The following is a 23,689-nucleotide window of genomic DNA, read 5'->3' as shown; positions in this document are numbered from 1 at the left end:
AGATAAGGCGACAGGCGCTCCCAGGAGTCGGATGGGCGCGCCGGGGAGCTAGAGATTGTAGGTGCGGACGAAGATCTGCTCGCCGGTGAGGCCGGGGATCCAGAGGCGCAGACGAGGGGTTCCTCCGGAGTGCTTGAGGAAGCCCCGGAAGACGTAAACGCTCTCGACGAGTGTGGCCTGGATGAAGACAGCAGGGCGCGGCGCGCGGGGCAATGCCGTGGATTGGTTGACGGCCCAGGCGGGGATGGGGATACCGTCCACCAGGCATTCCTTCCTCACCCGATGGTAGGTGTCGGCCGGCAGCCAGAAGCCCTCGGCCGTTCCGGTGAAGCCGTGCTCCAGGAACCGGTAGAGCATTTCGCCTTCCCGCAGGAGGACCTTGGAGGGCATGCCATCGAAAGCGGCGCGTACCGTGTCCGGGACGGAACGGGAGAAGTCTAGACCGGCGTTGAGAACGGGCCGTTCTTCGGGTTGGACTTCCCCGGATGGTTCAAGATCGGGTATGAGGTCAGCCAATCAGCCCACCAGCACCGTAAAGCAGCCGAGGACGATGCTGCCGCCGTGGGCGGTGATATCTCCGATGCGGGCCTGCGGCATCTTCATCGTGAATACGGTGAAGGAGCCGAGGGCGATGACATCGGGCGGGCCGACGCAGACAGCCATGTCGGTGGCGCGAGCGGCGGGCAGGCCGCCGATGAGGACAGTGACCGCGCCGGGCGGCAGGATGGGGCCGCCGACGTGAGGAATGATGCCTGTCACCATGGGGCAGACATGCATGTCGGTGATTCTCGAAGCGGGCATTCCCATAACGCTGTGTTCCCCTCTGCTGCCGGCTCTACGACGCCGGCTCCCATATCCTGATTTTACGCGCCACTTCGACCCCCTGCGCAATGAAGCTGCGGAATGCTTCCGAAGCCCCCTGCGGGTCGCCGCTTAGGGCGGAAAACGTGACAGCTCCGGCCACTGCCTTGGCCGTGCTGTATTCGGCGGCCTCCAAAGCAGGCGCCTCCGGTGGAGCGACGCTGCCGCCGCTGAAAAAAACGCTGAGGGCCGCGCAGCCGGCAGGTGTTCCGAAATCGGCTTTCTCGGCCGCGGCCATGGCCGCGCGACGGTGCGCATCGGTGGGCTGGGCGATCCATTTCTCGGTGGCGTCGAGCGCAGCCTTGATGACAGGCGGCGGGGTCGCACCGGAGGCGCGCCGAGCACAGACCCAGGCCCACCAGATCGACTCCCGCTTCGGCAACGAGAAGGCGAGGAACTTCACAGCGTCAGGGAACTCTTCCGCGCCCACCATCGCCTGGATAAAGTCGGGCGCCGCGATTTCGGGGGTAGCCAGTTGCGCCGCGGCTTCGCCCAACTCGGCCACCTGGCAGAGTTCGGCCACCGTCTTGGGCGGCTTCCCGGATTGAGGTGCAGTGCTCATATTATTAGTTGATCATCACGATGCCGCCCTTTTCCATCAGCATCGCATCGCCGTTAATCTGCGTGATCAGGCCCTTCACCTGCACCTGAATCTGGCCTTCGATCTTAATCATCATGCCCTTGATGGTCACGCCCATCTGATCTACTTTGATACTACTCTGGCCGACCTTCAATTCAATGGACTGCATGGCCTCGGTTTCGGCCTTGCCGAGATCGAGCTTGGTGGTCTGGTTGCCCATCTTCAACTTCGTCGACTGGTTGCCCATGTCGAGGGTTGTCGTCTGGTTGCCCATTTTGATGTCGAGGGTCTGGTTGCCCTGCTTGATGGTGGTGGCCTGGTCGGCCTGGATGGTGATGGTCTGCTTCCCGACTTTGATGGTAAAGGTCTGGTCGCCCTGTTCGATCGTGATGGTCTCGTTGCCTTCCTTGATCGTCTTGGTCTCGTCGTTCTTGATGGTGGTGATGCGGTCATGATCGACGTTGCGGGTCTCGTCGTTCTCCACCTCGGTGAGGAGATCCTTCTCGGCGTGCAGGAAGACCTGTTCGCTACCCTTCTTGTCCTCGAAGCGGAATTCGTTGAAGTTCTCGGTGCCGCCCTGCTTGGAACTGCGGCTCTTGATGCCGCTCTGGGTCTTGTTGTCCGGCAAGGTGTAGGGTGGCATCTGATCAGCGTTATAGACGCTGCCGACGATGATCGGCCGGTCGGGATCGCCTTCGATGAAATCGACGATGACCTCCTGGCCGATGCGGGGGATGTGGATCATGCCCCACTGCTTTCCGGCCCAGGGAGTGCCGACGCGAACCCAGCAGGAGCTGTTCGCGTCCTTCTGGCCTTCGCGATCCCAGGAGAACTGAACTTTCACGCGGCCGTATTTATCGGGGAAGATCTCTTCACCGGAAGGACCGACCACGACCGCCGTCTGGGTGCCGCGCACTGTCGGTTGGGGGGTCACCTGGGGCGGACGGTAGGGGATGGCCTGGGGGAGGCAGGTGAAGGAGTTCTCGTAGGTGAACGACTCCATATTCGCCTCGGTGCCCATGGGGTGGCTGGCGGAATGCTGAACCGAGGTCAACACGTAGACGCCGTTGTCGGAGAAGTGTCTGTCGAGGGTGAACTTTGAGCCGGCGGCCAAGGTCTGGCAGTTACTCTCACCCTGAATCGTGAGGGCATTCACGGCTTCGGACTGCATGCGGATCTCGACGGTCCTGGTGTTATCCGTGAAGATCTTCTGGAGGTTGGAGGCCTGCTCACCGCCGGTCTTGGAGATCCCGTCAAAGCGCTTCGCGTAGCCGCCCGGGTTGTCATAGCGTTCGAGAGCCGAACCGCCTGAGATGTTCAGCTTATGAGTTACGGTGCCGGCCGTGGCCGACTCCATGATGGTCTTGATCGCTTCGAGGTTCTGGGCAGGAATTTCGAAGGTGTAGTCGCGGAGGGTGGTCTTGCCGGAGCGGATCTCCTGGGACTTGGACCAGACGTGAATGCGGCTGTCGGCCCGGGTGCCGCCCTGCACTTCCTCATAGATGATAGTGGTGGGCGCGGCAATATCGGTGTGCTTGGCCGGGGAATTGGCGACGATCATCTTGTGGTCGTCGGCTGTGTGCTTGAAGAAATAGAAGATCCCTTCTTCTTCCATCAGGCGCGAAGCAAAGGCGAAATCGGACTCCCGGTACTGGACACAGTATTCACGAGGCTCGAATGTGCCGACCAGCTGGAACTGAGCGTCCGCGCCAAGTACCTCACGGAGAATATCCGGCACGGACTTCTGCTGGAAGATTCGGCTGCGCTCGACTCGGGTCAGCAGCCAGAACTTCGGCACGACTTCCAGGGAAAAGTAAGCGGTGTCGTAGCTCCGGTGCCCCTGCGTAATGCGGGAGACGATGCCGTTGTAGTGGCGTTCACTGCCATCACCCAGCACCATGCTCAGCGTTATTTTTTGCCCCAGCAGCCGGTCGAAGGCAAGGTCCGCCACGGGCGTGACATTCGCTTCAATCTCCATCCGGAAGAGGGAAGAGATGGCTTCGCTCATCTGGTAGGCTTCAGGAAGTAGGAAATCCGCACCCAGTGGGGTGGTGAGTTTCAGTGGCCATTCGCCTTGAACGGATGATGGCATTTCCTTGCTCCTTTCGACTCTGTTGAACTAGCAGGCGCGCCTGATTCAGGCAGGCCTTAAGATCTCAAAAACCGCATCGTCGGGATGCCGGTCAAAGGGCTTATTGTTCACCCAGGTGGTCCAGCCAAGACGGGGGCCCTTGCCGCCAGCGCCGCTCAACTCACAGGCCGGCACCTGCTCGCGGCGCAGCACGAGTTGCACTTCCACGTCGCACTCCAAACCCGCAAAGAGGGTAATCCAGGCCTTCAGACGGCGGTGTGAGTCACCGCCCGGTAGAAAATCGTCGTAGTGCGATCGCGTCAGTGGTCCGATTTTGACACGAATGCGCGACTGGCGGTCCCAGATTTCATCGCCGACCACGGCACCACGCCCCAGGCGGCTGGAATAGCCCTCTTCGCCCAGTTTGCACTGAGCGCCAGGGGATACGGGATACCATCCACCAACGAACTGTCCGACCTCGACGCCGGCTCCGAAGTAATCCCTGAGAATGCTCTCCAGAGCCGCGGCCGGGCGAGTCTGCATCATGAGCAGGCCGGCGTAGAAGAGAAAGGCGGAGTCGGGGATTTCCTGCCGGTTGCGCATGCCGCGCGTACCGAGCCCGACCAGGCTCATGAGCCGGCCGGAGAACTGATCCTTCTCTGCGCGTTCAAACATGACGGGCGCGCGATTCTTGCGCCACGCCATATAGAAGAGCGAGAGGATGCGGTGATGGAAGATATCGAGAAAATCTCGAAGGGTCGTGTCCTTGGACCGCAGCCGTTCGGCCAGCATTTCGGTGTAGGCCGTCGGCAGGACGCCGACCGGGCCCGTCAAGCCGAAGAAGTTCACGGTCATCCGCGGCGGACCGGTCTCCTGCTTCTGGAGAGACTGGATTTCACTCGCCGGGAACTGGGTGGACGCATGCACGGCCAGGCGCACCACTTCGGCGGACGGGTTCCCGTAACCGCCTACGGGCGTGCGCTCATCGAGAAAGCGCTCCAGCAGCCGGACCGCCTGGAAGAACTGGAAGCGGTATGGTTTTTGCTCGAGGACTTCGCTCAGTTTGGTGGGGGCTAAATCAGTACCCTTCTGCCCGTCCTTGGCGGCCATTCCTTGAGTACCTCCTTTCGCTGTTTGGTTCGCACTTCCAGCTGTGTGAAGCTGTTGAGCGAAACGTACAGGCCGAGGAAGCGCTCGAGCACCGCCGCGAAGAGAAACACCCCTTCGCCAACGAACTGCTCTTCGTCAAAGTCCATCGAGATGTGTGTGCCGCGGGCAAAAGAGGTTCCATCGTCATAGACGACCGGCGCGAATTCGCGCCTGGAACGGAGCGCGGTGAGCCCTTCGATCTGCTTTTCGCCGTAGGAAGTCTCGGCAAAATTGTACAGGCGGAGCATTTCGCGGAATGCGTCTCCGCCCTCCTCCACCAGGGAGAGGTAATTCAGCGAGAACATCGAGATCATGCGCCAGAACAGGTTCTTCCTCTGGGGGGCACGCACGGTGGTGGTGGGCTTGCGTAACGCTACGATGCGATTGACGGGAGCGGCCGCATCCAGGGTAAAATCTCCCGCTTCGTTGCCAAAGGGCAAACTGCCAGGCAGGTCGCGATTGGAGCAGATAGTCCTGACGTTCAGGACATCGGCTTTGGGCCTCGTGTGCTTGCCCGCCGCGTTTGAAATGGAAAGGTAGATCTCCGTGCCGTTGTCATTGCGCAAAGTCGCTGGTCCACGGCGGGTGTACCAGAAGACCTGGCTGGCGGACTTGGCGTCGGCATGACGGAAAGAGTAAAGCGGCTCGAGAACCGTCACTTCCTCGGAATCCGGATTGACGCTGGCCACCTCTTCCACGGAGAAGATCTCCAACGCGGTGCGCCGGTTCACATCCGGAATGACGTGGTACTCATACCGGGTGTGATCCAGCAGGATGGGCTCCGCGGTATGAGGGAAAAGGTTGATGATCGGGGTGCAATTGAGGCGGAACGTCTTCGAATTGATGCCCACTTCCAGGGCTTGCCGGCGGTCCGACCGCTCGAACGGTGAGATCACGAAGGTAATCTCCACGCTGTTCTGGAAGCCAGCCTCGCAGACGGCATCCAGGCCGTTGAGTTCGAAGAACATGAACTTCTGCGGGAAGGCGAAATATTCCTGGATGATCTGATAACCGGAGAAGGAACGCCTGGGATAGGGGAGAACGGCCTCGTCTTCCTCAAATCCCATGGGCCGCAGGGAATCCGGCGAGAGAATCAGGGGCTTGATCGAGGACTTGGGCGAAGGATCGCGCACGATGATCTGGAGGCAGTTATTGGACAGGACCTCATAGAGCGTGTGCATCGTGCTGCTCTCGCCGTCGAGGTAGAAGCGGAGCCGGTCCAGCGCCAGTTTGCCGAAGGTCAGGTCGCCCTGGCAGCGGAGGACAAGACGGATGACGCCCGCGGCGCCCGCCATCTCCCCGATGCTACGCACGCGATCCTGCGTGCGCCAGTCGGCTGCAGCGACTTCCACCGGCCAGAATGTGAGGTCGTAGCTGGTTCTGAACTTGCACGGTGCGCCGGCGACGGGACGTGAGGACAGGACCGCTCCACGCTCGATTTTGAATCCGCTTTCGGGCTTGACCTGTTCCGAGTCAACGTGGAACTCAGCGATCGACATGGAGGGCAGCGGCCGCAGGTAGTGCGGGAACAGAATGTTCAGCAGCGCCTCGGTGATCTCAGGGAACTCGTCGTCGATCTTCAGCCGGACGCGCGCGGCGAGAAATGCGAAGCCCTCGAGCAGGCGCTCGACGTGGGGATCTTCACATTTGTTGGGTTCCAGAACCAAACGGGTGGCGATTTTCGGGTAGCGTTCAGCAAACTCGGCGCCCATGCGGCGCAGGAAGCTGAGCTCTTTTTCGTAGTACTGGAGAAGTTCGTCCCGCATGGAGTCAAGCCTTCACTTGATACTCGCCTCGGGTCAGATCCAGGTAAGTGTCGAAGGAGATGGCCTCGGGCGCGGGATCGAGCATGAGCATTGCGTCGATCGTGAAGTGCAGGTTTCTTTCCTGCTTATAAAGGGGTTCCTGAGAGGTGACTCTCACCTGCTTCAGCCTCGGCTCAAAGAACTCAACCGCCGTTTCGATGGCGCGCAGGAGATTCTTCTCGTCTTCGGCTGAGTGCAGGCGGATGGAGGTCATGTCCATGAGTCCGAAGTGATAGAGCGAGTGGCGTAGCTCCACCATCGATTTGGGCGCCTCTTCCTCGGTTTTGCGAGTGTTGAAGACCCATTCGAGATCGCGCTTAATGGACTCCTTCAGACTGCGGATGGCCTGGGCGCGGGAAGGCAGAACCTCCACCTTGACCCAAGGCTCGAGGTCGATCAACCGGTCGAGCAGCGGTTGTTGCAGCGTCTGTTCCGGAAGTTGCGAGGCCATAGACTACTCTTGATATTTTAAGGCCTGCACGGGGTCGAGGCGGCAGATGCGGTCATAGAGTTCCGCTTTCTGAGCCTCTTCACCGCCGATCGTAGCCATGCATTGCAACAGAAGAGCGAGCGGGTGGGCCAGCACTTCGCCAGCCTCCCAGTTTTCGAGTTGACGGCGATCGATCTCAGCCGCCAGTTCGCGCAGCATGGGGAATGCGATCTTCTGCTTCTGGGCGGCGACGAACAGGTGAGCCAATTGCATGCGCCGCTTGTAGCGGCCGCGGCCGGTCCGTTCGCGGGCCAGGGCCTCGGTCACCGTTTGGATGGCTTCGTCCAGGCGGCCTGCGCGCGCCGCGGACAAGGCCTGATCGAACGCGTCTTTGTCCTCGTCGGACGTCTCCTCCTCCATGGAGGGAGGCTCCGTGTCGAAGGCCACCTGGGGCGGCGGAGGCGGTGGTGGCGGCGGAGGGGGAGCGGCAGCCTGCGGCGCTTCCTGAACGGCAGGCGCGGGTTGCCCCTCGCCTCCTTCAGACGGGAGCAATACCTCCTCAGTGATCCACTTCATCGTGTCGGGATTCGCCGTAGGCGTATCATCCAACAGCGTCATGCTGAGCAACTTGGGGAGGTCAGTCAACAGGCCGCGGGTCTCCGTCCGGACCGCATCGGCGACGAATTTGAACCAGGCGCCTTTCTTTTCCAGCGCACGCACGGTGTAGCGCTGGATGTCCAGCCAACCACGGCCGCAAGGAAGCTCCATCGCCTTTTCCGTCGTTTCCAGAACACCATCCCAATTGGAAGCGAGGAAACGTTCCTTCAACTCGGCGCGGATCTCGGGCGGCGGAGCGGCGAGCATTTTCGCGTCTATGTCCGGTCCGTTGTAGCGGAGCTCACCAAAACGGTGGCCGCGCAGCATCAGGTAGGGGCCGATGGCGTAAACGTCTTTCTTGCGCAGGAAGCGGGCTACGGCAGCCAGGCGGCGGCCTGCGTCCTCGATATCAGCGGGGTCGATGCCCCCGCCGGAGGATGGTGCGGGCGCAGGGGCGGCAGCCACTGGCGCAGGCGCGGCGACGGGCGCCGGAGCGGGTGCGGCCACGGGCGCAGCTTCCACGACTGGGGGCGGCGGGGGAGGAGCAGCCACCACCGGAGCGGCCACTGGCGTTGGCCCGCCCTTCTTGGCGATGGTGGTTTTGACGAACTGGACAATCTCTTCCAGCGCCGTGCGCGATTTAATGAAGCTCGGCGAATACTCGCCGAATTTATCGTCGCAGAGCTCGATCAGGCCGCTGAGCGCTTCCAGTCCCGCATCGATCTGCGCCTGGATGTTCTCGAGAAAGGCCTTCGGCGTGGCTTCCACCGCCGCGTCGAAGTCTTCCGCGGTCACTTTGCCATCGGCGACCAGCTTCTGCCTGGTCTTCTTCTTCTCGTCCCCAACCGCGTCTTTTTCGTAGCCGACGGTGCGGGACTCTTTGTAGGAGATCCAGGTGAGCTTACTGGAAGTGATGGGCAGCGCGCGGACAGGCTCTTCCAGCTTCCCGCCCAGCCATTCCAAGGGTGCCGAACGCGTTTCGGTGTCACCGTCTTCAATTTCGGGATAGATTGTGTCCCAGAACTGGTCGAGCAGGTCTCTCAGGAATTGGAAAGACGGCCCCAGCATCGCAAACCCTTCTTTGCGAATGTGAGAGTCGACCAGCCAGACAGCGAGTTGAAGGTCCTTGCCGCGCTTGGCCAGCGCCTCACTGGCCAACTTGATCGCCTGGACATGATCGGCAACCTTGAGCGCTGTCTTCCACTCACCCTGGGGAGCTTCGATGTCCTCGCGTCGAGCCTCTTTCACCTTGTCGGTGATCGGGTCGTAGCGTAGTGAGACGCCGCTGGGGTTGCTGCCGGGAATCGGCGTTAACAGATCGTCGCGAAGAGGCATTCTAATTACTGCGCGGACACCGCATCGGCCTCGGCGGAGGCCTCCGTGGCCGCACAAATCTGCAGATCGCGGACCTCCAGGAAGGGAATGGCTTCCTCACCATCCAACACCAGCATCCTCTGGCCGAACGGAATGCCGCCTTCTTCCGAATCCTGCCACTCTGTTGCGCGGCCCAGCTTCACGTTATTGTCTTCGTGCTGCCAGGACAAGGGGTAGATCGCCGGCATGAGCACTTCGCCGAACTTTTTGTCCCCGAACTGGGGACTCGTGTCGATGAGCGCGCTGCACCAGATCGTATCCCGTAGGAACCGCGGCTGCTCGATCTTGATCGAAACTACATATTCCATTGGCAGCCAAACATATTCACCCGCGACGAAGACCTCAAAGCGCATGCCAATGCGCGGATCCGCGTCTTCGATGGAGTGAAAGGGCCGCCCATTCAGCGTCCCGGACAGAGCCTTCCCGGTTACTTTGTTATCCGTCTCCGGGTATTGCTTCTTCTCAAACGCATTCTGCCGTTCCCGCTCCGCCACCAGCGCCGAGCGATATACGATGGCGCCAATTTCGGCGTCAGGACTGACGGAGGAGAGTAAGCTCAGGTGTTTTGACGCCCGTTCATACTCTCCTGCCAGACACAGCAGTTCGAAAAGGAAGGTGCGGCGCCGGAGGTCAGTCGGGTTGTCCCGGATCTCGGCTCCCAGCGCCTGAATGGCTTCTTTTAATTTGCCGTCACGATACAGCTCTGCAGCACCCACCAAACACCTCCCTCTCTCAGATCGCGGACATTAGGACGGCATGTTGGTACGGATGTCCCAAGTTGCGGTCTTTTTGGTGCCTTCTTCGCCCTTTGCCAGCTGGGGTTCGTACTCGATCGCCATCTTGCCGAAAGCGAAGGAAACAGACTCGGTCGGAGTGTCGTCGCCGCCCGAGGAACCGCTCCATTGGATGCTTTCGACGAACACTTCCTCAAAATTGTACTTGAGGTATTCGATGGCCACGCCACCGGCCTTGCGGAGCACCACGTGGGCGGCGTCGAAGTGCTTACCCTTGGCGCAGTTGGTGAACATCGCAGCGGAGGCGGAGTCGGTCTTCTTCATGATGTTGAAAGAAGAGATGCTCACCTTGCCAGCGCCGGCGCCACCGGAGGCCGATCCGATTGTGGTCGGATTGCTTGCGCCAAAGGAAAAGCTGTAAATCTCGAACGCCTTCTTATCCTTGTAAGTTGCGTCAAGAGTTTCGCCTTCGGCCGTGGGTTCCCCCCCATCGAGCCACATAAATGCATCATATGCCATAGTCACTCGCTCCTTTGTCGATCAGATACGTTTTGGACTCTGAACTTGGCTGGCCACAAGATTCGGACGAATCAACCACCCGACCTGGAGGGCCAGCAAACAAGCACTCCGGGCCGATTCCAAAGAACATTTGAAGCCTGGACCGCCACGGATTGCGGCGGTCCGGGCCTCAAAACCTTTACCCGGCCGGTTGCGGAAGGTCCGCCACCAGGCGCATGGAGATCGTGAGCTCTTCCAGTTGGAAGTGCGGCTTCAGGAAGGCGACCGCACGGTAGGAACCGGGCTTGCCCGGCACTTCCATGACGTCGACGCGAGCTTCCGAAAGCGGGTACTTCGCCTTCATGGAAGGAGAGGCGCTGGCGCTGTCCACGACATAGCCTTTGATCCAGCGGTTGAGGAACGTCTCGCAATCGCCGCGGGTCATGAAGCTGCCGATCTTGTCGCGCATCATGGCCTTGAGGTAGTGGGCGAAACGGGAAACCGCGAGGATGTAGCTGAGGTTCGTCGAGAGGCGCGCATTGGCGTTCGCCGAATCCGTGTCGTACAGCTTCGCCTTCTGGCAGGACTGCACGCTGAAGAACGCCGCGTAGTCGGTGTTCTTACAGTGGACCAGCGGAACGAACCCGAGATCGGCAAGTTCCTTTTCACGGCGGTCCGTGATGGCGACTTCCGTCGGGCACTTCATGGCGATGTCGCCATCTTCCGTCTTGAAGTTGTGCACCGTCAGACCTTCCACCTTGCCGCCGCCCTCGACGCCACGGATGGTGGCGCACCAGTTGTAGCGGGCAAAGGAGTCGGTGATGCGGGCGCCCAACGCCCAGGCGGCGTTGCCCCACAGGTACTTGTTGTGATCGGTACCGTCGACGTCCTCTTCGTAATCAAATTCCTCAATGGGGCGGGTCGCCTTCCCATAAGGATCACGCAGCAGGATGTGCGGCATCGTCAACGCCATGTAGCGGGCATCGTCCGACGCGCGGAACGACTTCCACTTGGCGTATTCCGTCGTGTCGAAGACCTTCGCCAGGTCGCGCGGAGCGGCCAGGTCGGCGAACGAATCGAGATTGAACATGGAGTTGTTGGTCGCAGCGATGAAGGGCGCGTGCGCCGCGGCGGCAACCTGCGAGATCTTCTGGACCAGTTCCATGTCCTCCGGCCCCTTGCCGAACTCGTAGTCGCCGATGAGGGCGCCAAACGGGTGTCCGCCGAAGATGCCGAACTCTTCTTCGTAAACCTTCTTGAACATCGCGCTCTGGTCGAATTCCGAGGCGCGCTGGAGATCGCGCAGCAATTCCTTCTTGGATGCGTTGAGGACCTTGATCTTCAGGTTCTCGCCGCACTCGGTATTGCTGACCATGTACTTCAGGCCGCGCCAGCTGCCTTCCAGCTTCTGGAAGTCAGGGTGGTGCATGACTTCGTTCAACTGGAGGGAAATCAGATGGTCGATCTGCGCGATACGGGCGTTGATCATCGCCTCTGAGTCACGGGAGAGGGTCATCGACCCATCCAGGAACTGGGAGACGAACTCCTTCACCATCGCCTTGCCTGATTCCCGGCTTTCCGGGTCGCGTGCGAGGCGGCCTTCTTCCACAATCTGGTCGAGCAGGCTCTTTTCGACGACTGACTCCGCCGGCGCGGCCCCGGCCGCGGCTTGCGCTTTGTTACTCATTGCTGCCTCCCTTGTCGCCGCCCGAGAACTCGGACTTCAGCTTGTCGAGCTTGCTGCTGTCCTTCACTGTTTCCATGAGCAGTTCGTCGAGTTTCTCGTTGCCCTGGAGGCTGCCGCGGAGATCAGAGAGGCGCGTGCGAAGGTCGAGAAGTTCCTTCAGCGGTTTGACCTGGCGAGCAACTGCGGCGGGCTCGAAGTCATCCATGCTCTGGAATTTCAGGTCGACCTTGATCTGTCCAGCCTCGGGATCCTCACTCAGCTTGTTCTCGACAGAGAATGCCAGGTGTGGCTTCATCGCGGACAGCACGTTGTCGAAGTTGTCCAGGCTGACTTCGACGAACTTGCGGTCCTTCAACCTCGGCAGCGGCTCCGCGGGCATGCCCGTGAAGTCCCCAAAAACGCCCATGACGAAGGGCAGTTCTTTCTTTTCAATTGCGCCACCCGTTTCCACATCGTAAGTGATGTGGACACGCGGAGAGCGAACTCGATCCAGTTTGTGTTGAAGACTCTCAGCCATTATTGGAACTCCAGTCCGTTTTTGGGTACACCAGCCCCATCCCCACTATCCAACCCAGCCCGTTCGGCATCCCAGAGCCAGAACCGACTTGTATCATAACCCTGTGTCTCGCCCGCCTCAATAGCAATCTTCAGATCTCGTTCCACTGTGCCGCCAGACCGAAGGTTATGGACCGAACTCGTCGAATTCCAGCTTCTTTTCTGCCATCCGGCCGGCGCCTGGTGGCGCCGGTACTTCTCAACCGCTAGACCAGCGCCTCTACCAGCGCCTCGCGGCGCGGCAGGGGGAACTGTTCCAACTCCAAGAACCCATTGGAAATCAGCAAACGCACAACCTGGCACAGATCTTCAAACGTCAGGCTGGCTTCCACCACATCCTGAGCCAGCAACTGTTCATAGATCTGCCCAGTCGTCATCTGCCCATTGCACATACCAATCAGTACCGCCAGCCACGGCTCAGCAACAGCCGTGAAAACAAAGGGATACTTCGCCTTCAAAGTGAACTCCGACGGTTCCAGCCCGGACTCGCCCGGCTTGTGGACGACATGCAACTGCATCTCCCGGGCCAGCTTCGGCCGGGACCGTTGCAGCGCGGCGGACAAGGAAGGTTGTGCGGCAGCCTTTTCCCAATTCCGGAACCACTCCACGGCTTCACCTGCCGCTTTCTCGGCTTTCAGGGTGCGAGCCGTCGCAACGGCCCGAGGTTTGGCGACCCGCTCAATGACCACCGTTCCGTAGAAAAGGGCCGTCACCTTCAGCCGCTCGTAGAGCTCTGAACGGTCGCCCAGTTTTCCCAGTTTGCCCTTGGCCTTCACCACCGCTTCCAGAACTGTCGCTGGACGCTTGCCGACTTCCGTGGCCACCAGGAACACGTCAAAGTCATCACCTTTTTCGCCAAGCCAGCCGCGGACTCGATCCTGCAACGACTCGTTCTCACGGTCTGTAGCTGTCGTCACACAATAGAAACGTCCGCCTGGCTTCAGATATTGTGGCAGACCCTGGACAATCCGGCGGAAAATCTGCTCCCCGTCTTCTCCGCCATCCCGGAACAGCAGCTTGTTGGCTCCATCGGGTATGTATGGCGGGTGAGCCACGATCACGTCAAACGTCTGCTCGCCGACGGCCTCGAAAAGGTCGCCCTGCACGGCAATGACTTGATCCAGGCCATTCAGCCGGCCGTTGAAATCGGAGAAGTGGACGGAACGCTGGCCCAGGTCCGCGGCCCAGGCTCGTTTGGCTCCTCGGGATGCCGCGAGCAGCGCCGCCACGCCAGACCCGCAGCACAGATCCAGGAAATCCTCACCGGGATCCTGGGGCTGGATGGAAAGGAAACGTCCGGTGTTGCCGGTGATGGCCGCATAAACGACGTCATCGGGAAACTTCTCGCCGATGAAGCGGGTCCGGTCCGAAACGACGTAGACACCCACAACCGGGTAGAGCAGCACAGTGCAGCGCCACTTCGTCTCGTCCTTGCGCGTCACTACGCCCAGTTCCGCCAGCACTTCCAGCAGACGGGCGGGCAGGTGTTCCAGGATCACTACCTCTTCGACGGCCTCTTCATCCATCAGAAGGCGAATCAGGACATCCAACGCATCGTGAATTTCGGCACCGGCCACGCGGTCTTCCGCGAGGTTCTTGAATTTGTAAATCGTCTCAGAACCTGTACGACGGCAAACCGCCTCTTCCGAGTACCCAAGCCGCCGCAGGCCCTCCCTCAGTTCTGAAAACTGACCAGGAGTGCCAATTGTCAGTGGAACCATCCGCTACCCTCCGATGAACTGCTGATGGACAGTATACTCAATGCCGCGGTGGAGTCCAATGCCTTTGTTTTGAGTCAGTTTCAGACATAAATGTTTCATTATCCTGATAGATTCGCACCCGCGGGTCCGGCTTTGCCCGCACCGGTTCAGCTACCCGGCGGCTATTTTTGCACCCGCCCCTGTGCGTCCAACCTTTCCTCTGGTACCTTGAGATCCAGATGCATCGCCTGGAACCCGTTGTCTGGACTAAAGGGACCATCCTCAATGCCCAACATTTACAACTTCAGGATCGGTACCTGGAGGACTCTCTCCGCTTCCGCCTGAACGCCACGCAGTTCCAGCCGTGGGGCTTCACGAAGCTGCGGATCGACGATGAGGCTCTCGCCGCGGGGATCATCAACCTCACCCAGGCGGCCGGAATCTTTCCGGACGGCCTGCTGTTTGACGTGCCCGAACTGGACGCCGGCCCGGCGCCGAAACCGATCGGGTCGCACTTCGGTCCAGACGATTCGAGACTGGATTTCTGCCTGGCGATCCCGCACTACCGGGAACGCGGTATCAATGTGGCCGGGCTTCAGCGGCAGGTGGATGCACGCTACCGGGCGGAGATCGCCATGGTCAGCGACGAGAACACCGGGCGCTCAGAAAAGCCCGTGACGCTGGCCCGCAAGAATCTGCGGATCATCGTGGAAGGGGAAAGCGTCGAGGGCATGTCGACGATCCCGGTGGGACGCATTCTGCGCACGCCGGCGGGGCTGTTTGAGCTCGATTCCCGTTGCGTACCACCGCTGCTCGACTTCCATGCCAATGACTATCTTTCCGCTATTGCCCGCCGGCTGGTAGAGATTCTCTCCGCCCGCAGCGACGCCCTGTCCGGTTTGCGGCGCCAGAAGAACCAGAGCCTGGCGGATTTCACGGCCTCCGATATTGCGAGTTTCTGGTTGCTCTACACGGTGAATTCGGCGCTGCCGATCTTCCAGCACCTGTACGCCGCACCAGGGATCCATCCTGAGATGATCTACAGCGAGATGCTCTCGCTGGCGGGGGCGCTGACGGCGTTTTCGATGAAGCTGCAGCCGCGCAATCTGCCCATCTACGATCATGAGAACCTGGGCGTCTGCTTCACTGAGCTCGATGAAGCCTTGCGGATGCTGCTGACAACCGTGGTGCCCAGCAACTTCGTGTCGTTGCCGTTGAAATTGGTGCAGCCCTCCATCTATGCGACCAGCATCGATCGCGAGGATTACTTCAAGAACACGCGGATGTACCTGGCGATCCAGGCGGAGACAAACCAGGCCGAGATCATCCGGCGTACGCCCCAACTGGTGAAGATCTGCTCGGCCGACTATATCGAGCACCTGGTTCAGACGGCGCTGCCGGGCATCCCGCTGAGGCACGTCCCTGCCCCGCCCAGTTCCATCCCGGTGAAGCTGAATTTCAACTATTTCAGCCTCGAGCAGAAGGGCGGACCGTACGAGGCGGTGGTGCGCGCCCGGAATCTCGCGGTGTATGTCCCGGCCGATCTGCCGAATCCGCAGATGGAGTTGATCATTCTCCTGCCGAAGGCGGAATCAGGGGCTTAGGCTGGCTCAACGTGAGTAGCGAATGGGCGGCTGGCCTCTGGGAATCATTCCCGGTGGAGGGGGCGTCTCGGCGGCTACAGGGTAACCTCCGGGGTAGCTGAGGCCGGGTTGACCGCCGCCTGGGCGTGCTCTCCGGCCATCCTGGCTCCCAGTCCGTCCACAAACTGCAACCGGCGTGCGGGACTTGGCTTGGGCAGCAGCGCCAGTGCGAACCACCCGGCCAGGATACTGGCGAACGTGATCATCAGCGGCACTGAGTAGTTTCCGAAGACTGTCCACAGCAGCGAGACGAGATAAGGGAACCATGTCTGGCCCACCGTGTTGACAGGCACGATGATCCCCATGACCCGCGGCATCGATTTCGAATCGAAATAGTCGGTGACCAGCAGCGGGACGACCACGAAATCCACCGTCATGCCGAAGCCGAAGATAGCGCCGAAAAGATAGGGTCCGCCGGCCTGCTTCAGAAAATAGAGCAGCGGCATCGCAGCCGACATGAACAGGAAGCCGACTGTGATCACGTGCCGCTTCGGAAAGTGGTCGGCGCCCCAGGCGAAGGCGAACCGGCCCACCGCCATGAATCCGAGCATAAACATCAGGGTCCAGCCGAAGACCTGGTCGAGCACCAACTGGTTCAGGTAGCCCGATTCGCGGAAGATCAGCTTCAGGTGCTGGGTCACCCCCGCCACGCCGGCGACGGAGATCGTGCTACCCACCAGCAGCAGCCAGAAAGCGCGGTTGAAAGGCGATTCGGTCTCCCGTGGGATCGCCGCCAAAGGTTGGAGCGAGGGCGCAGGTTCAACCTTCGGGAAGGCCCTGAGGGCAATGGGAACGGCCAGCAAGGCGCAGGCGCCGATGAGCATTAGCGCGATTCGAAAGCCGAAGGCGTGAGTCAGCGGCCGGGCCAGGCAGGCGACCGAGACCGCGCCAAAGGCACTGATCCCGAAGTACGCGATGGCCATGGCGGCGCCTCGGTTGCGGTGGAACGTCCGGGTGAGCAGGATCTGGTGCGAGAGCGGTCCGGCAAAGATCCAGCCCGTCATGTAGAGGATCCAGAGCAAGTAGTACTCCAACAGGCTGCCGCGCATCAGGCCGAAGCCGGCGAGCGAGAGCGCACAGACCATGGAGCCGCCCAGGATGCAGGCACGCGGCGGAAGGCGGCGTACGAAGAGGGGGCCGGCTAGGAGTGTGACGAAAGTACCGATGGGCAGCCCCAGCATGATCGAGGGTTTCGACCAGCCGAAGCCGCCTTCACTGATGGAGTGCTCGAAATAGTCGTAGAAGTAGGGCAACCCAAAATAAGGGATGCCGACGACCAGGCCGAGGATGAGCCCGGAGGCGATGGCCACGCTCCACGGGGCATCATGCCCGGTCCGCGTGCTCATATGTTCAGTGCCCCTCGGAGCCCGCCGGGCGCGACGCGGACTTGCGCAGACTGCATTCCCATATTGTTCCTGCCCGCACCCGATAGCGTCCAATGCAACTTCCTGTATCAGCCGATAACCTATGGTTATGAGCCTGACAGGCCTGAACATCGATTTGGACGATCTGCGGGCCGTTGCCGTGCTGTCGGCGCACGGGCACTTCGGGCGCGCCGCGGAGGCCCTGCACATTTCTCAGCCGGCGTTGACGAAGAAAATCCGGCAGGTGGAGACCCGAATTGGGGGGCGGCTGTTCGACCGCCACTCGCGCGGCGTGACAGCCACGGCCGCCGGCGCATTCCTGTGCGAGCGGGCCAGGCAATTGCTTGAACATGCGGCGGAAGCGGAGGAAATGACACGGCGGGTGCTGCTGGGGAACAGTGGAGTGCTGCGCATCGGGGCCGGGTTGACCACCATGCTCTCCGGCTTGCCCGAGGTCCTGCGTACCTTCCGGCGGCGCTACCCGGAGGTGCACCTGACCGTGCGCGACATGTCGAGCTCCGATCAACTGGCGGCCCTGCGCCGCCGGGAGATCGACGTGGGTTTCGCGCGGATGCCCAGCGAACCGGGCGAACTCACGATGGAGCCCGTCATTGACGACGAACTGCAGATCGCCTGCAACGCGACGCTTTGGCCGGCCGGGCTAAGCGAGCGGCGTGCCCTGCTCGAGAGCCCTTTCCTGATTCTCTCCCGCGAGGCTTCGGCAACATTCCACGACCACGTGCTCACCGCGTGCCTGGCTGCGGGCTTCACGCCGCGCGTTGTGCAGGAGGCAAACCAGTTACTGACGCTGCTGACCCTGGTTCAATCGGGCATCGGGATCAGCTTGCTGCCCGCTTCGGCCAAGGCTCTGCGCATTCCGCAGGTGCGTTTTCTCGATATGCAGCTTCCGGAAGCGGTTTGGACCGTCGGGATGGCCTGGAACCCGGATACGGTGATGGATACGCCGGCGCAGCACTTCCTCCCGCTGGTGCGCCAGCAATTCAGACGGACGGCCCGGCCGCAATCCCGGCGCCCGGCTATTCGTGCTGCAAAGCCTGGCTGGGGTTGATGCGGATGGCGCGCCGGCCGGGGGCAAGCACCGCCAACGCCACCACGAGCACGAAGAATGCCACGGCGGCCATGTAAGCCAGAGGATCGAAGAGATTCAATCCGGCCATAGCCGGCATGCCCGCCCGGAGAATGCGGGCGGCGGCGGCGGCACCAAGCGCGCCGAGAGTGAAGCCCACGGCAAGGGGCCGGTTCATGGGTGCGAGGATGGCGCGCACGACCTGGGCGGAGCGGGCACCCAGGGCGATGCGCAAGCCGATTTCACGGGTCCGCTGCGCCACAGTATAGCCGGCGAGACCGGCCAGCCCGATGGCGGAGAGCAGGATGGCCACAACGCCAAGGATGGCGATCACGGCCAGAGCTCTGGAGAGTTTCTCCACCTCGCGGTCGAAGGAGTCCGTGACCACCTGGACGGTCGGCTGCAGACGTGGATCCAGGGCGCGCGCAGCCTCCTGCAGGCGGCGGGCGGAGACGTGCGGATCGCCGGCGACACGCAGTAGCACGACGGATTCCGGTGCCTGTGCGGAGGAGTGGGGGAGATAGAATTCGCGCGGCTCGGGATTGCCGATGTCCGTGGTGGAAGCATTGCGGACGATCCCGACAACGGTGGGACCTTTGGGATCCCAGGGAAGCGGCTGGCCCAGGGCGCCGCCGTCAGGCCACAGGACGTGTTCCGCGGCTTCACTAATCAGAGCCACGCCCGTCTCGCCGGGGAGGAAGTTGCGTCCGCGGGCGAGGCGCAGCCCCATGGCTCCGAGAAACTCCGGATCCGCGTGGTTGCCCGCGAACTGCCGGCCCTGCCAGCCGGTGCCCATATGGACATTGCCCCAGGGCGCCAGCCAGACGGTGGAGGCGGCGCGGGCATCGGGGAGTTCAGCGGCCCGGGCGCGCAGCAGGTTGAGATAGGCGTTCGCGGCGGCATCGTTGTAGCCGTGCGCTTTCAGTCCGGGCGAGACCCAGACCAGATGGCGGTGGTCGAACCCTGGATCGGCTCCGACCAGTTTCTGGCGCCCGCTGACGAGCAGGCTGGAAACCACGAGAAGCAGGCAACTGGAAGCGACCTGCACGGTGAGGAAGATAGTGCGGGCACGGCCGGCGCGCGGAACGAGGCTGGTGAGGCGCAGGGCCGGCGGGAGTCCAAAGACCAGTGCGGCCAGCAACGCGATGAGAAACGTCGCGGCGATGGCGCGCCAGTCCGGCAGGATGTCCGAAGTCGAATTGTGCTCCAGTTGGATCACCTTCAGCACGGCGGTGCTCAGCAGCAGTCCGCAGGCGCCGCTCAACACGGCCAGCAGCAGCGATTCGGTGAATAGCTGGCGCACGACGCGCATGCGCCCGGCGCCCAGGGCCATGCGGATGCGGATCTCCCGCTCACGGGTGACGCCACGGGCCAGCACCAGGGTACCGAGATTGGCGCAGGCGGCGACCAGCAGCAGCAGAACCAGGACGGCGGCGGCCATCAGAATCTGGAACTCCTGCCGGTCCGCCGCCAGTTCCAGCACGGGCCGGGCATCGAGGTACTCGCCTGCCCCAACGTGGCTGGGTTGGAGTTCGCGAAGCCGCGCGGCCAGGGAGAGGGTTTCCTGCCGGGCGGCCTCCGGAGCCACGCCGGGGCTGAGACGGGCATATACATCGAGGGCGGAACTCCAGTCAGTAAACAGTTTGCTGCCTTCCACCACATAGGGCTGTCGAGCCAATGGAATCCAGATCTCGTCGGTAACTTTGGACGATCGGGGTATGAGCCCGACAACGCGCAGCAGCTTGCCGTTCACACGCACCTGGCTGCCGATCACAGCCGGCTCGCTGCCCAGTCGACGCTGCCAGAAGAGTTCGCCCAGCAGGGCGACTGGCTCGGCATCGGGACGCTCGTCTTCGGTGGTGAACAGGCGTCCGAGAGCCGGGGTGAGGCCGAATTCGGGGCAGTAATTGGCGGTTGCAAAGGCCAGGCGGACCGGCTCCGCCGCTCCATTGCCGGCCGCCTCACCGAAGGTGGCGGGCTGGCGGTCGAGGAGTCCGATCACCTGCCGGAACGACTTCGCGTTGGCGCTGTAGAAGGCCAGTTGAGGGTAAGGCAGGTTGGTGATGTAGACGCCGGGCGCACGGCGTGTGAGATGCACCAGCGTTTCGGGGTGGGGGGCGGAGCCGCCCTGGAGGTCGGCCAAAACCGCACGGAAGGCTGTGAGTGGTACACCGATGCCGAGCGCCAGCACCAGCATGGCCGTGAGCGTGAAACCGCGCGCATGGCCGAGAACGCGCGCGCCATAGGAGAGATCCTGACGCAGGCGGTCGAACCAGCCCCAGCCCCAGACTTCGCGGGTATCCTCGCGCAGGCGCAGTTCGTCGCCAAAGGAGGTCCGGCGCTCGGGCGGGAGTTGCTCGCGGTGATAAGCCATCTCCTCGGCCATCTCCCGCTCCAGACGGCGGCGATTCCACAGGTAAGAGAGGCGTCGCAGAAGCTCTCGCATGGTTGGCTCCTTAAGCCAGCTTCAATACGGATTGGATGGCACGGGTGACGTCGTCGTAGCCGGCACGCTCGATAGCGAGCTGCTTCCGGCCGGCCGCCGTCAGGCTGTATGAGCGCACCCGGCGCTTGGTGTCCGACAGGCCCCATTCCGACTCGACCCAACCCTTCATCAGCATCTTCTGTAATGCGGGGTAGAGCGAACCCTCCTCCACCTGCAGTGCGTCCTGGGAGAGCTGGCCGATGCGCTGGGCAATGGCGTAGCCGTGAAGGGGCCCTGCTTCCAGGACGCGCAGGACGAGCAGAATGAGGGTTCCGGGGACAAGCTCGAGTTTGGCCATAGGCATAGGTGATCTATATATAGACTACCTATGCCTATGGGGCGCGTCAAGACACCTGGCAGCGGCGCGGCGATTTGTTTACGTCCGCGCGGAGGCTCGATCAGTACAAGGTGGTTCGGATTCGCTCGGGCAGCGCGGCGTCATAGGCGGAGCCGCCCTCTTCGCCGGCTGTTGCGTCGGCCAGCATGGAGCCGGCGGTGGGCAGTTCGCCGGGGGTGCGGTGCAGCGCCTGGTCCCAGAGCCGGCTGCGGACGATGGCGCGGGCGCACTGGAACATGACCGCGTCGATCTGAAAGACAATCACGATTTTCGGCGCGGATCCGTTCACCTGGAAGGAATCGCAGAGTTCACGGTTGCGGCTGAGGAAGGCGTGCCCGTTGATGCGCAGGATCTCGGAGAGGCCCGGGATCAGGAACATCAGCGCGGCTCGAGGGTCACTAACCAGATTGCGCAGGGAATCGATGCGGTTGTTGCCACGGCGTTCGGGCAGCAGCAGGGTGGATTCGTCAGCGATCCGGACGAAGCCGGCGGCGTCTCCGCGCGGCGAACAATCGAGCCCGCGCGGGCCGCTGGTGGCGAGCGCGAAGAACGGCGAGGCCTCGATCATCCGGCGGTAAGCCGGCGTAAGTTGCGCGGTAACCTTGCGGATGGACGGAGTGGCCGGGGCCGCAAACATCGCATCGAGCTCCGCCAGGTCCCGAATGGGGTCAGGAACGGGAAAGGGCACGATTTCATCCTATATCAGGGCCAAGCGGTGGCCTACAACTCGCCCTTGAGGCGCAGGCGGAACAGCCGCCACAACTGGCGGAAAGAGTCTTTCAGCGCCGACGAACCCAGGCGAGGACTGGGCGCGTGATAGTGGATGGGCACTTCCGCAATGCGCAAATTGCGGCAATAGGTCTTGATCTCAGTCTGGAAGAAGTGGGCCCGGGACTGGATGCCGCGTTCAAGCAGGCTTTCCAGTGCTTGACGGGAGAAGAGCTCGAAACCGCTCGTCATGTCGCTCAACCGGGTTCCCAGCAGCAGGTTGCTCAATACTGTACCGCCGCGGCTGATCACATAGCGCTTGAGCGAGCCGTCGGTCATACGGCCACTGGGCATGAAGCGGCTGCCGAAGACGCATTCGTAGCCCTGCGCCATGGTCTCGAAGAAGCGGGGGATGTCGGACGGCTGGTGGCTGAATCCGGCGTCGATCTCCAGTATCCAATCGGCTCCGGACTGCAGCGCTTCGCGGTAGCCGCGGACATAGGCGTCCACCACACAGCGGTTTTCGGGCGCCCAGACGACGCGCAACCGGGGCTCGGAGGCCGCCAGGGTCTCCAGAATCTGGCGGGTATTATCGGTGGTGGCCCGGTCCAGAACCGCGAAAAAGGCGGCCGAGCGGAAGCCGGCACAATGTTCCAGAACTGCGGTCACAAATCTGGACGCGTTGTGACCTTCATTGGCCATGGGGCACGCCACCGCCAGGCGGATGTCGGAGCGATGGCTCGGGTGAAGTTCCTGGGTCAATGGGGTCCCATCGTGTTTGCGTTCAGCCAGCGCCGGATGCAGTTCACGGCCTGCGGCCCCAGGGCATCTCAGACGCGGTGCAGTTGTTCACCGCGATATCGAAGCGGCCCGATTCCGAGAGGATAAAGAGCTCGCCCAGGTCGGAAACCGCCTGGGTGTGTTCGACGAAGACGTTGATGTGCCGTTCGCCGCGGCCGCCGGCCATCCGGTCGCCGGGCAGCCACGACTTGATCAGGCCGGGGAACCCACGGGCGCTGACCAGAAGGTAGAGCAACCCGCCGGGCGCCGCCGGGCGCTGGTCCAGGGGCACGACGTCACACTGGATCTTGAGGTAATTGAACTGCTTTCCGATCGGCGCGAGGCTCACGGCGGCCTCGGTGATCCGCTCGGGCGTCAACACCAGTGCTTCCGTCGCGGCGTGCTTACCCCAGTCCACTTTGGGTCCGTGGGCATTGTAAGCTGCGGGGAAGATGGGAGATTCCGGCAGTGGCTGAGCCGGCTTGGAGAAGTCGATGCGAGCGATCGAGTAAGTGCCCGCATCCCAGGAGGGCCATTGCGTGAGCGGGGTCAGCCAGCGATGGTCGATGACGGAATTGGAAAAGTACACGTCATCGGTGCTGACATCGCCCAGGTGATCAGACAGGTACTCTACTTTCTGATCGCGCAGGAACTGTTCCGCCGCGCCGCGGCGGAGGTAGGTTCTGACAAACTCCGGCGAGTTGATAACGCCGTCCAGATTGCTGATGACTCGGTCTCCCTCAAGGAAGAAAGCCTGCGTCCCGACGCTGAAGCCCGCGATGCGGGTGCCCGGGGGGGTGTGGCGGTTGATCAGGCGGGCGGCGGTGATCCACTGATTGATGTCCGGCCTGGAAGTGACGATGACGGTGTGCGTGTAGCCGATGGAGGCAATGACCAGCAGCGCGGCGGCGGTCGCGGAAAGCGCGGCGGGGCGTAGGACGGGCCAGCGGTTCGCCGGCGAGTGGGCAAAGGCAATCGCGGCGTCAAACACAGAGGCGACCAGTTCGACCACCAGGATGACCTGCGGGACGTAGTACCAGTTGATATACCCGGCTTGCGCGGCGAACAGGGGGTAGGTGAACACATACACCACCATCTGGATGCCGGCGAAGAGAAACAGCGCCAGCCGGAACAGGCGTCCGGGCGAGGTGGAGCGCAGACCGGAGCGGATCCGCAGCGCCAATCCGGTCACGCTGAACAGGACCAGCCCCCAGGAGAGCACGCGAAAGGCGGTGAGGGTCCGA

The 23,689-nt window shown here is 62.0% G+C and carries 21 protein-coding genes; 2 read left to right on the top strand and 19 right to left on the bottom strand.

Annotated features, from left to right (window positions below):
* Positions 1 to 48: 48 nt before the first annotated feature.
* The 13 genes from IRI77_RS00315 to IRI77_RS00255 all read right to left on the bottom strand — a co-directional run bounded on the left by IRI77_RS00315 (position 49) and on the right by IRI77_RS00255 (position 13,918).
* Entirely contained in the window at positions 49 to 390 is a 342-nt protein-coding gene (locus IRI77_RS00315; RefSeq protein ID WP_194450105.1) for a hypothetical protein, read from the bottom strand.
* 126 nt (positions 391 to 516) lie between these two features.
* Positions 517 to 807 carry a PAAR domain-containing protein gene (locus IRI77_RS00310; RefSeq protein WP_194450104.1) on the bottom strand — a complete coding sequence of 97 codons (291 nt, stop codon included), beginning with the start codon at positions 805 to 807 and terminating at the stop codon, positions 517 to 519.
* A 28-nt stretch (positions 808 to 835) separates the two neighbouring features.
* Entirely contained in the window at positions 836 to 1,423 is a 588-nt protein-coding gene (locus IRI77_RS00305; RefSeq protein WP_194450103.1) for a DUF6931 family protein, read from the bottom strand.
* A gap of 4 nt (positions 1,424 to 1,427) precedes the next feature.
* A complete protein-coding gene (locus IRI77_RS00300; protein ID WP_194450102.1) occupies positions 1,428 to 3,533 on the bottom strand; it encodes a type VI secretion system Vgr family protein in 2,106 nt (701 codons plus the stop codon).
* A gap of 45 nt (positions 3,534 to 3,578) precedes the next feature.
* Entirely contained in the window at positions 3,579 to 4,622 is a 1,044-nt protein-coding gene (gene tssG / locus IRI77_RS00295) for a type VI secretion system baseplate subunit TssG (RefSeq protein WP_194450101.1), read from the bottom strand.
* The gene (gene tssF / locus IRI77_RS00290; protein WP_194450100.1) at positions 4,586 to 6,427 is read right to left on the bottom strand and encodes a type VI secretion system baseplate subunit TssF; all 1,842 of its coding nucleotides are present in this window, start codon (positions 6,425 to 6,427) and stop codon (positions 4,586 to 4,588) included. The genes tssG and tssF overlap by 37 nt, the downstream gene beginning before the upstream one ends.
* A gap of 4 nt (positions 6,428 to 6,431) precedes the next feature.
* Positions 6,432 to 6,917: a type VI secretion system baseplate subunit TssE gene (gene tssE, locus IRI77_RS00285; RefSeq protein ID WP_194450099.1), complete on the bottom strand. Its 486-nt coding sequence runs from the start codon at positions 6,915 to 6,917 to the stop codon at positions 6,432 to 6,434.
* A gap of 3 nt (positions 6,918 to 6,920) precedes the next feature.
* Positions 6,921 to 8,828, bottom strand: coding sequence for a type VI secretion system protein TssA (gene tssA / locus IRI77_RS00280; RefSeq protein WP_194450098.1), 1,908 nt, complete (start codon positions 8,826 to 8,828; stop codon positions 6,921 to 6,923).
* A gap of 5 nt (positions 8,829 to 8,833) precedes the next feature.
* A complete protein-coding gene (locus IRI77_RS00275) occupies positions 8,834 to 9,583 on the bottom strand; it encodes a type VI secretion system accessory protein TagJ (protein WP_194450097.1) in 750 nt (249 codons plus the stop codon).
* A gap of 30 nt (positions 9,584 to 9,613) precedes the next feature.
* Positions 9,614 to 10,120, bottom strand: a complete 507-nt coding sequence (locus IRI77_RS00270) for an Hcp family type VI secretion system effector (RefSeq protein ID WP_194450096.1) — start codon at positions 10,118 to 10,120, stop codon at positions 9,614 to 9,616.
* A 178-nt stretch (positions 10,121 to 10,298) separates the two neighbouring features.
* Positions 10,299 to 11,786 (bottom strand): type VI secretion system contractile sheath large subunit, encoded by a 1,488-nt coding sequence (gene tssC / locus IRI77_RS00265; RefSeq protein ID WP_194450095.1) that lies wholly within the window; start codon positions 11,784 to 11,786, stop codon positions 10,299 to 10,301.
* Positions 11,779 to 12,303: a type VI secretion system contractile sheath small subunit gene (gene tssB / locus IRI77_RS00260; protein WP_228486531.1), complete on the bottom strand. Its 525-nt coding sequence runs from the start codon at positions 12,301 to 12,303 to the stop codon at positions 11,779 to 11,781. Before tssB ends, tssC begins: the two co-directional genes overlap by 8 nt.
* Before the next feature lie 244 nt (positions 12,304 to 12,547).
* Complete coding sequence (locus tag IRI77_RS00255; protein WP_194450094.1) at positions 12,548 to 13,918, bottom strand: methyltransferase; 1,371 nt, start codon at positions 13,916 to 13,918, stop codon at positions 12,548 to 12,550.
* Positions 13,919 to 14,280: 362 nt separating this feature from the next.
* On the opposite strand from IRI77_RS00255, the gene tssK reads away from it, so the two are divergent.
* Positions 14,281 to 15,645 carry a type VI secretion system baseplate subunit TssK gene (tssK, locus tag IRI77_RS00250; RefSeq protein ID WP_194450093.1) on the top strand — a complete coding sequence of 455 codons (1,365 nt, stop codon included), beginning with the start codon at positions 14,281 to 14,283 and terminating at the stop codon, positions 15,643 to 15,645.
* Between the two features lie 74 nt (positions 15,646 to 15,719).
* Here the strand turns inward: tssK and IRI77_RS00245 are convergent, their stop codons facing one another.
* On the bottom strand, positions 15,720 to 17,030 hold the full coding sequence (locus tag IRI77_RS00245; RefSeq protein WP_194450092.1) for an MFS transporter: 1,311 nt from the start codon (positions 17,028 to 17,030) through the stop codon (positions 15,720 to 15,722).
* Between the two features lie 127 nt (positions 17,031 to 17,157).
* Between IRI77_RS00245 and IRI77_RS00240 the strand changes: the two genes are divergently transcribed.
* Positions 17,158 to 18,117, top strand: a complete 960-nt coding sequence (locus IRI77_RS00240; protein ID WP_194450091.1) for a LysR family transcriptional regulator — start codon at positions 17,158 to 17,160, stop codon at positions 18,115 to 18,117.
* On the opposite strand, the gene IRI77_RS00235 is transcribed toward IRI77_RS00240, so the two are convergent.
* The 5 genes from IRI77_RS00235 to IRI77_RS00215 form a co-directional block, all read right to left on the bottom strand.
* Positions 18,086 to 20,581, bottom strand: coding sequence for an ABC transporter permease (locus tag IRI77_RS00235; RefSeq protein ID WP_194450090.1), 2,496 nt, complete (start codon positions 20,579 to 20,581; stop codon positions 18,086 to 18,088). The two genes, IRI77_RS00240 and IRI77_RS00235, sit on opposite strands and share 32 nt — an antisense overlap.
* A 10-nt stretch (positions 20,582 to 20,591) precedes the next feature.
* Complete coding sequence (locus IRI77_RS00230) at positions 20,592 to 20,918, bottom strand: PadR family transcriptional regulator (RefSeq protein WP_194450089.1); 327 nt, start codon at positions 20,916 to 20,918, stop codon at positions 20,592 to 20,594.
* A gap of 100 nt (positions 20,919 to 21,018) precedes the next feature.
* A complete protein-coding gene (locus IRI77_RS00225; protein ID WP_228486530.1) occupies positions 21,019 to 21,645 on the bottom strand; it encodes a pyridoxamine 5'-phosphate oxidase family protein in 627 nt (208 codons plus the stop codon).
* A 32-nt stretch (positions 21,646 to 21,677) separates the two neighbouring features.
* A complete protein-coding gene (locus IRI77_RS00220) occupies positions 21,678 to 22,427 on the bottom strand; it encodes a glycosyltransferase (protein WP_228486529.1) in 750 nt (249 codons plus the stop codon).
* A gap of 43 nt (positions 22,428 to 22,470) precedes the next feature.
* Positions 22,471 to 23,667, bottom strand: a complete 1,197-nt coding sequence (locus tag IRI77_RS00215; RefSeq protein ID WP_194450088.1) for a hypothetical protein — start codon at positions 23,665 to 23,667, stop codon at positions 22,471 to 22,473.
* Positions 23,668 to 23,689 lie beyond the last annotated feature (22 nt).

Source organism: Paludibaculum fermentans, assembly GCF_015277775.1.
Classification (GTDB): Bacteria; Acidobacteriota; Terriglobia; order Bryobacterales; family Bryobacteraceae; genus Paludibaculum; species Paludibaculum fermentans.
Note: the sequence above shows the minus strand (reverse complement) of the source record. Positions and strands in the feature narration are given on the sequence as shown.

Excerpts from the sequence above, each read along its gene's own strand:
- IRI77_RS00315 (WP_194450105.1), bottom strand. The coding sequence starts at position 390 with ATGCCCTCCAAGGTCCTCCTGCGGGAAGGCGAAATGCTCTACCGGTTC.
- IRI77_RS00310 (WP_194450104.1), bottom strand. The coding sequence starts at position 807 with ATGGGAATGCCCGCTTCGAGAATCACCGACATGCATGTCTGCCCCATG.
- IRI77_RS00305 (WP_194450103.1), bottom strand. The coding sequence starts at position 1,423 with ATGAGCACTGCACCTCAATCCGGGAAGCCGCCCAAGACGGTGGCCGAA.
- IRI77_RS00300 (WP_194450102.1), bottom strand. The coding sequence starts at position 3,533 with ATGCCATCATCCGTTCAAGGCGAATGGCCACTGAAACTCACCACCCCA.
- tssG (WP_194450101.1), bottom strand. The coding sequence starts at position 4,622 with ATGGCCGCCAAGGACGGGCAGAAGGGTACTGATTTAGCCCCCACCAAA.
- tssF (WP_194450100.1), bottom strand. The coding sequence starts at position 6,427 with ATGCGGGACGAACTTCTCCAGTACTACGAAAAAGAGCTCAGCTTCCTG.
- tssE (WP_194450099.1), bottom strand. The coding sequence starts at position 6,917 with ATGGCCTCGCAACTTCCGGAACAGACGCTGCAACAACCGCTGCTCGAC.
- tssA (WP_194450098.1), bottom strand. The coding sequence starts at position 8,828 with ATGCCTCTTCGCGACGATCTGTTAACGCCGATTCCCGGCAGCAACCCC.
- IRI77_RS00270 (WP_194450096.1), bottom strand. The coding sequence starts at position 10,120 with ATGGCATATGATGCATTTATGTGGCTCGATGGGGGGGAACCCACGGCC.
- tssC (WP_194450095.1), bottom strand. The coding sequence starts at position 11,786 with ATGAGTAACAAAGCGCAAGCCGCGGCCGGGGCCGCGCCGGCGGAGTCA.
- tssB (WP_228486531.1), bottom strand. The coding sequence starts at position 12,303 with ATGGCTGAGAGTCTTCAACACAAACTGGATCGAGTTCGCTCTCCGCGT.
- tssK (WP_194450093.1), top strand. The coding sequence starts at position 14,281 with ATGCATCGCCTGGAACCCGTTGTCTGGACTAAAGGGACCATCCTCAAT.
- IRI77_RS00245 (WP_194450092.1), bottom strand. The coding sequence starts at position 17,030 with ATGAGCACGCGGACCGGGCATGATGCCCCGTGGAGCGTGGCCATCGCC.
- IRI77_RS00240 (WP_194450091.1), top strand. The coding sequence starts at position 17,158 with ATGAGCCTGACAGGCCTGAACATCGATTTGGACGATCTGCGGGCCGTT.
- IRI77_RS00235 (WP_194450090.1), bottom strand. The coding sequence starts at position 20,581 with ATGCGAGAGCTTCTGCGACGCCTCTCTTACCTGTGGAATCGCCGCCGT.
- IRI77_RS00230 (WP_194450089.1), bottom strand. The coding sequence starts at position 20,918 with ATGGCCAAACTCGAGCTTGTCCCCGGAACCCTCATTCTGCTCGTCCTG.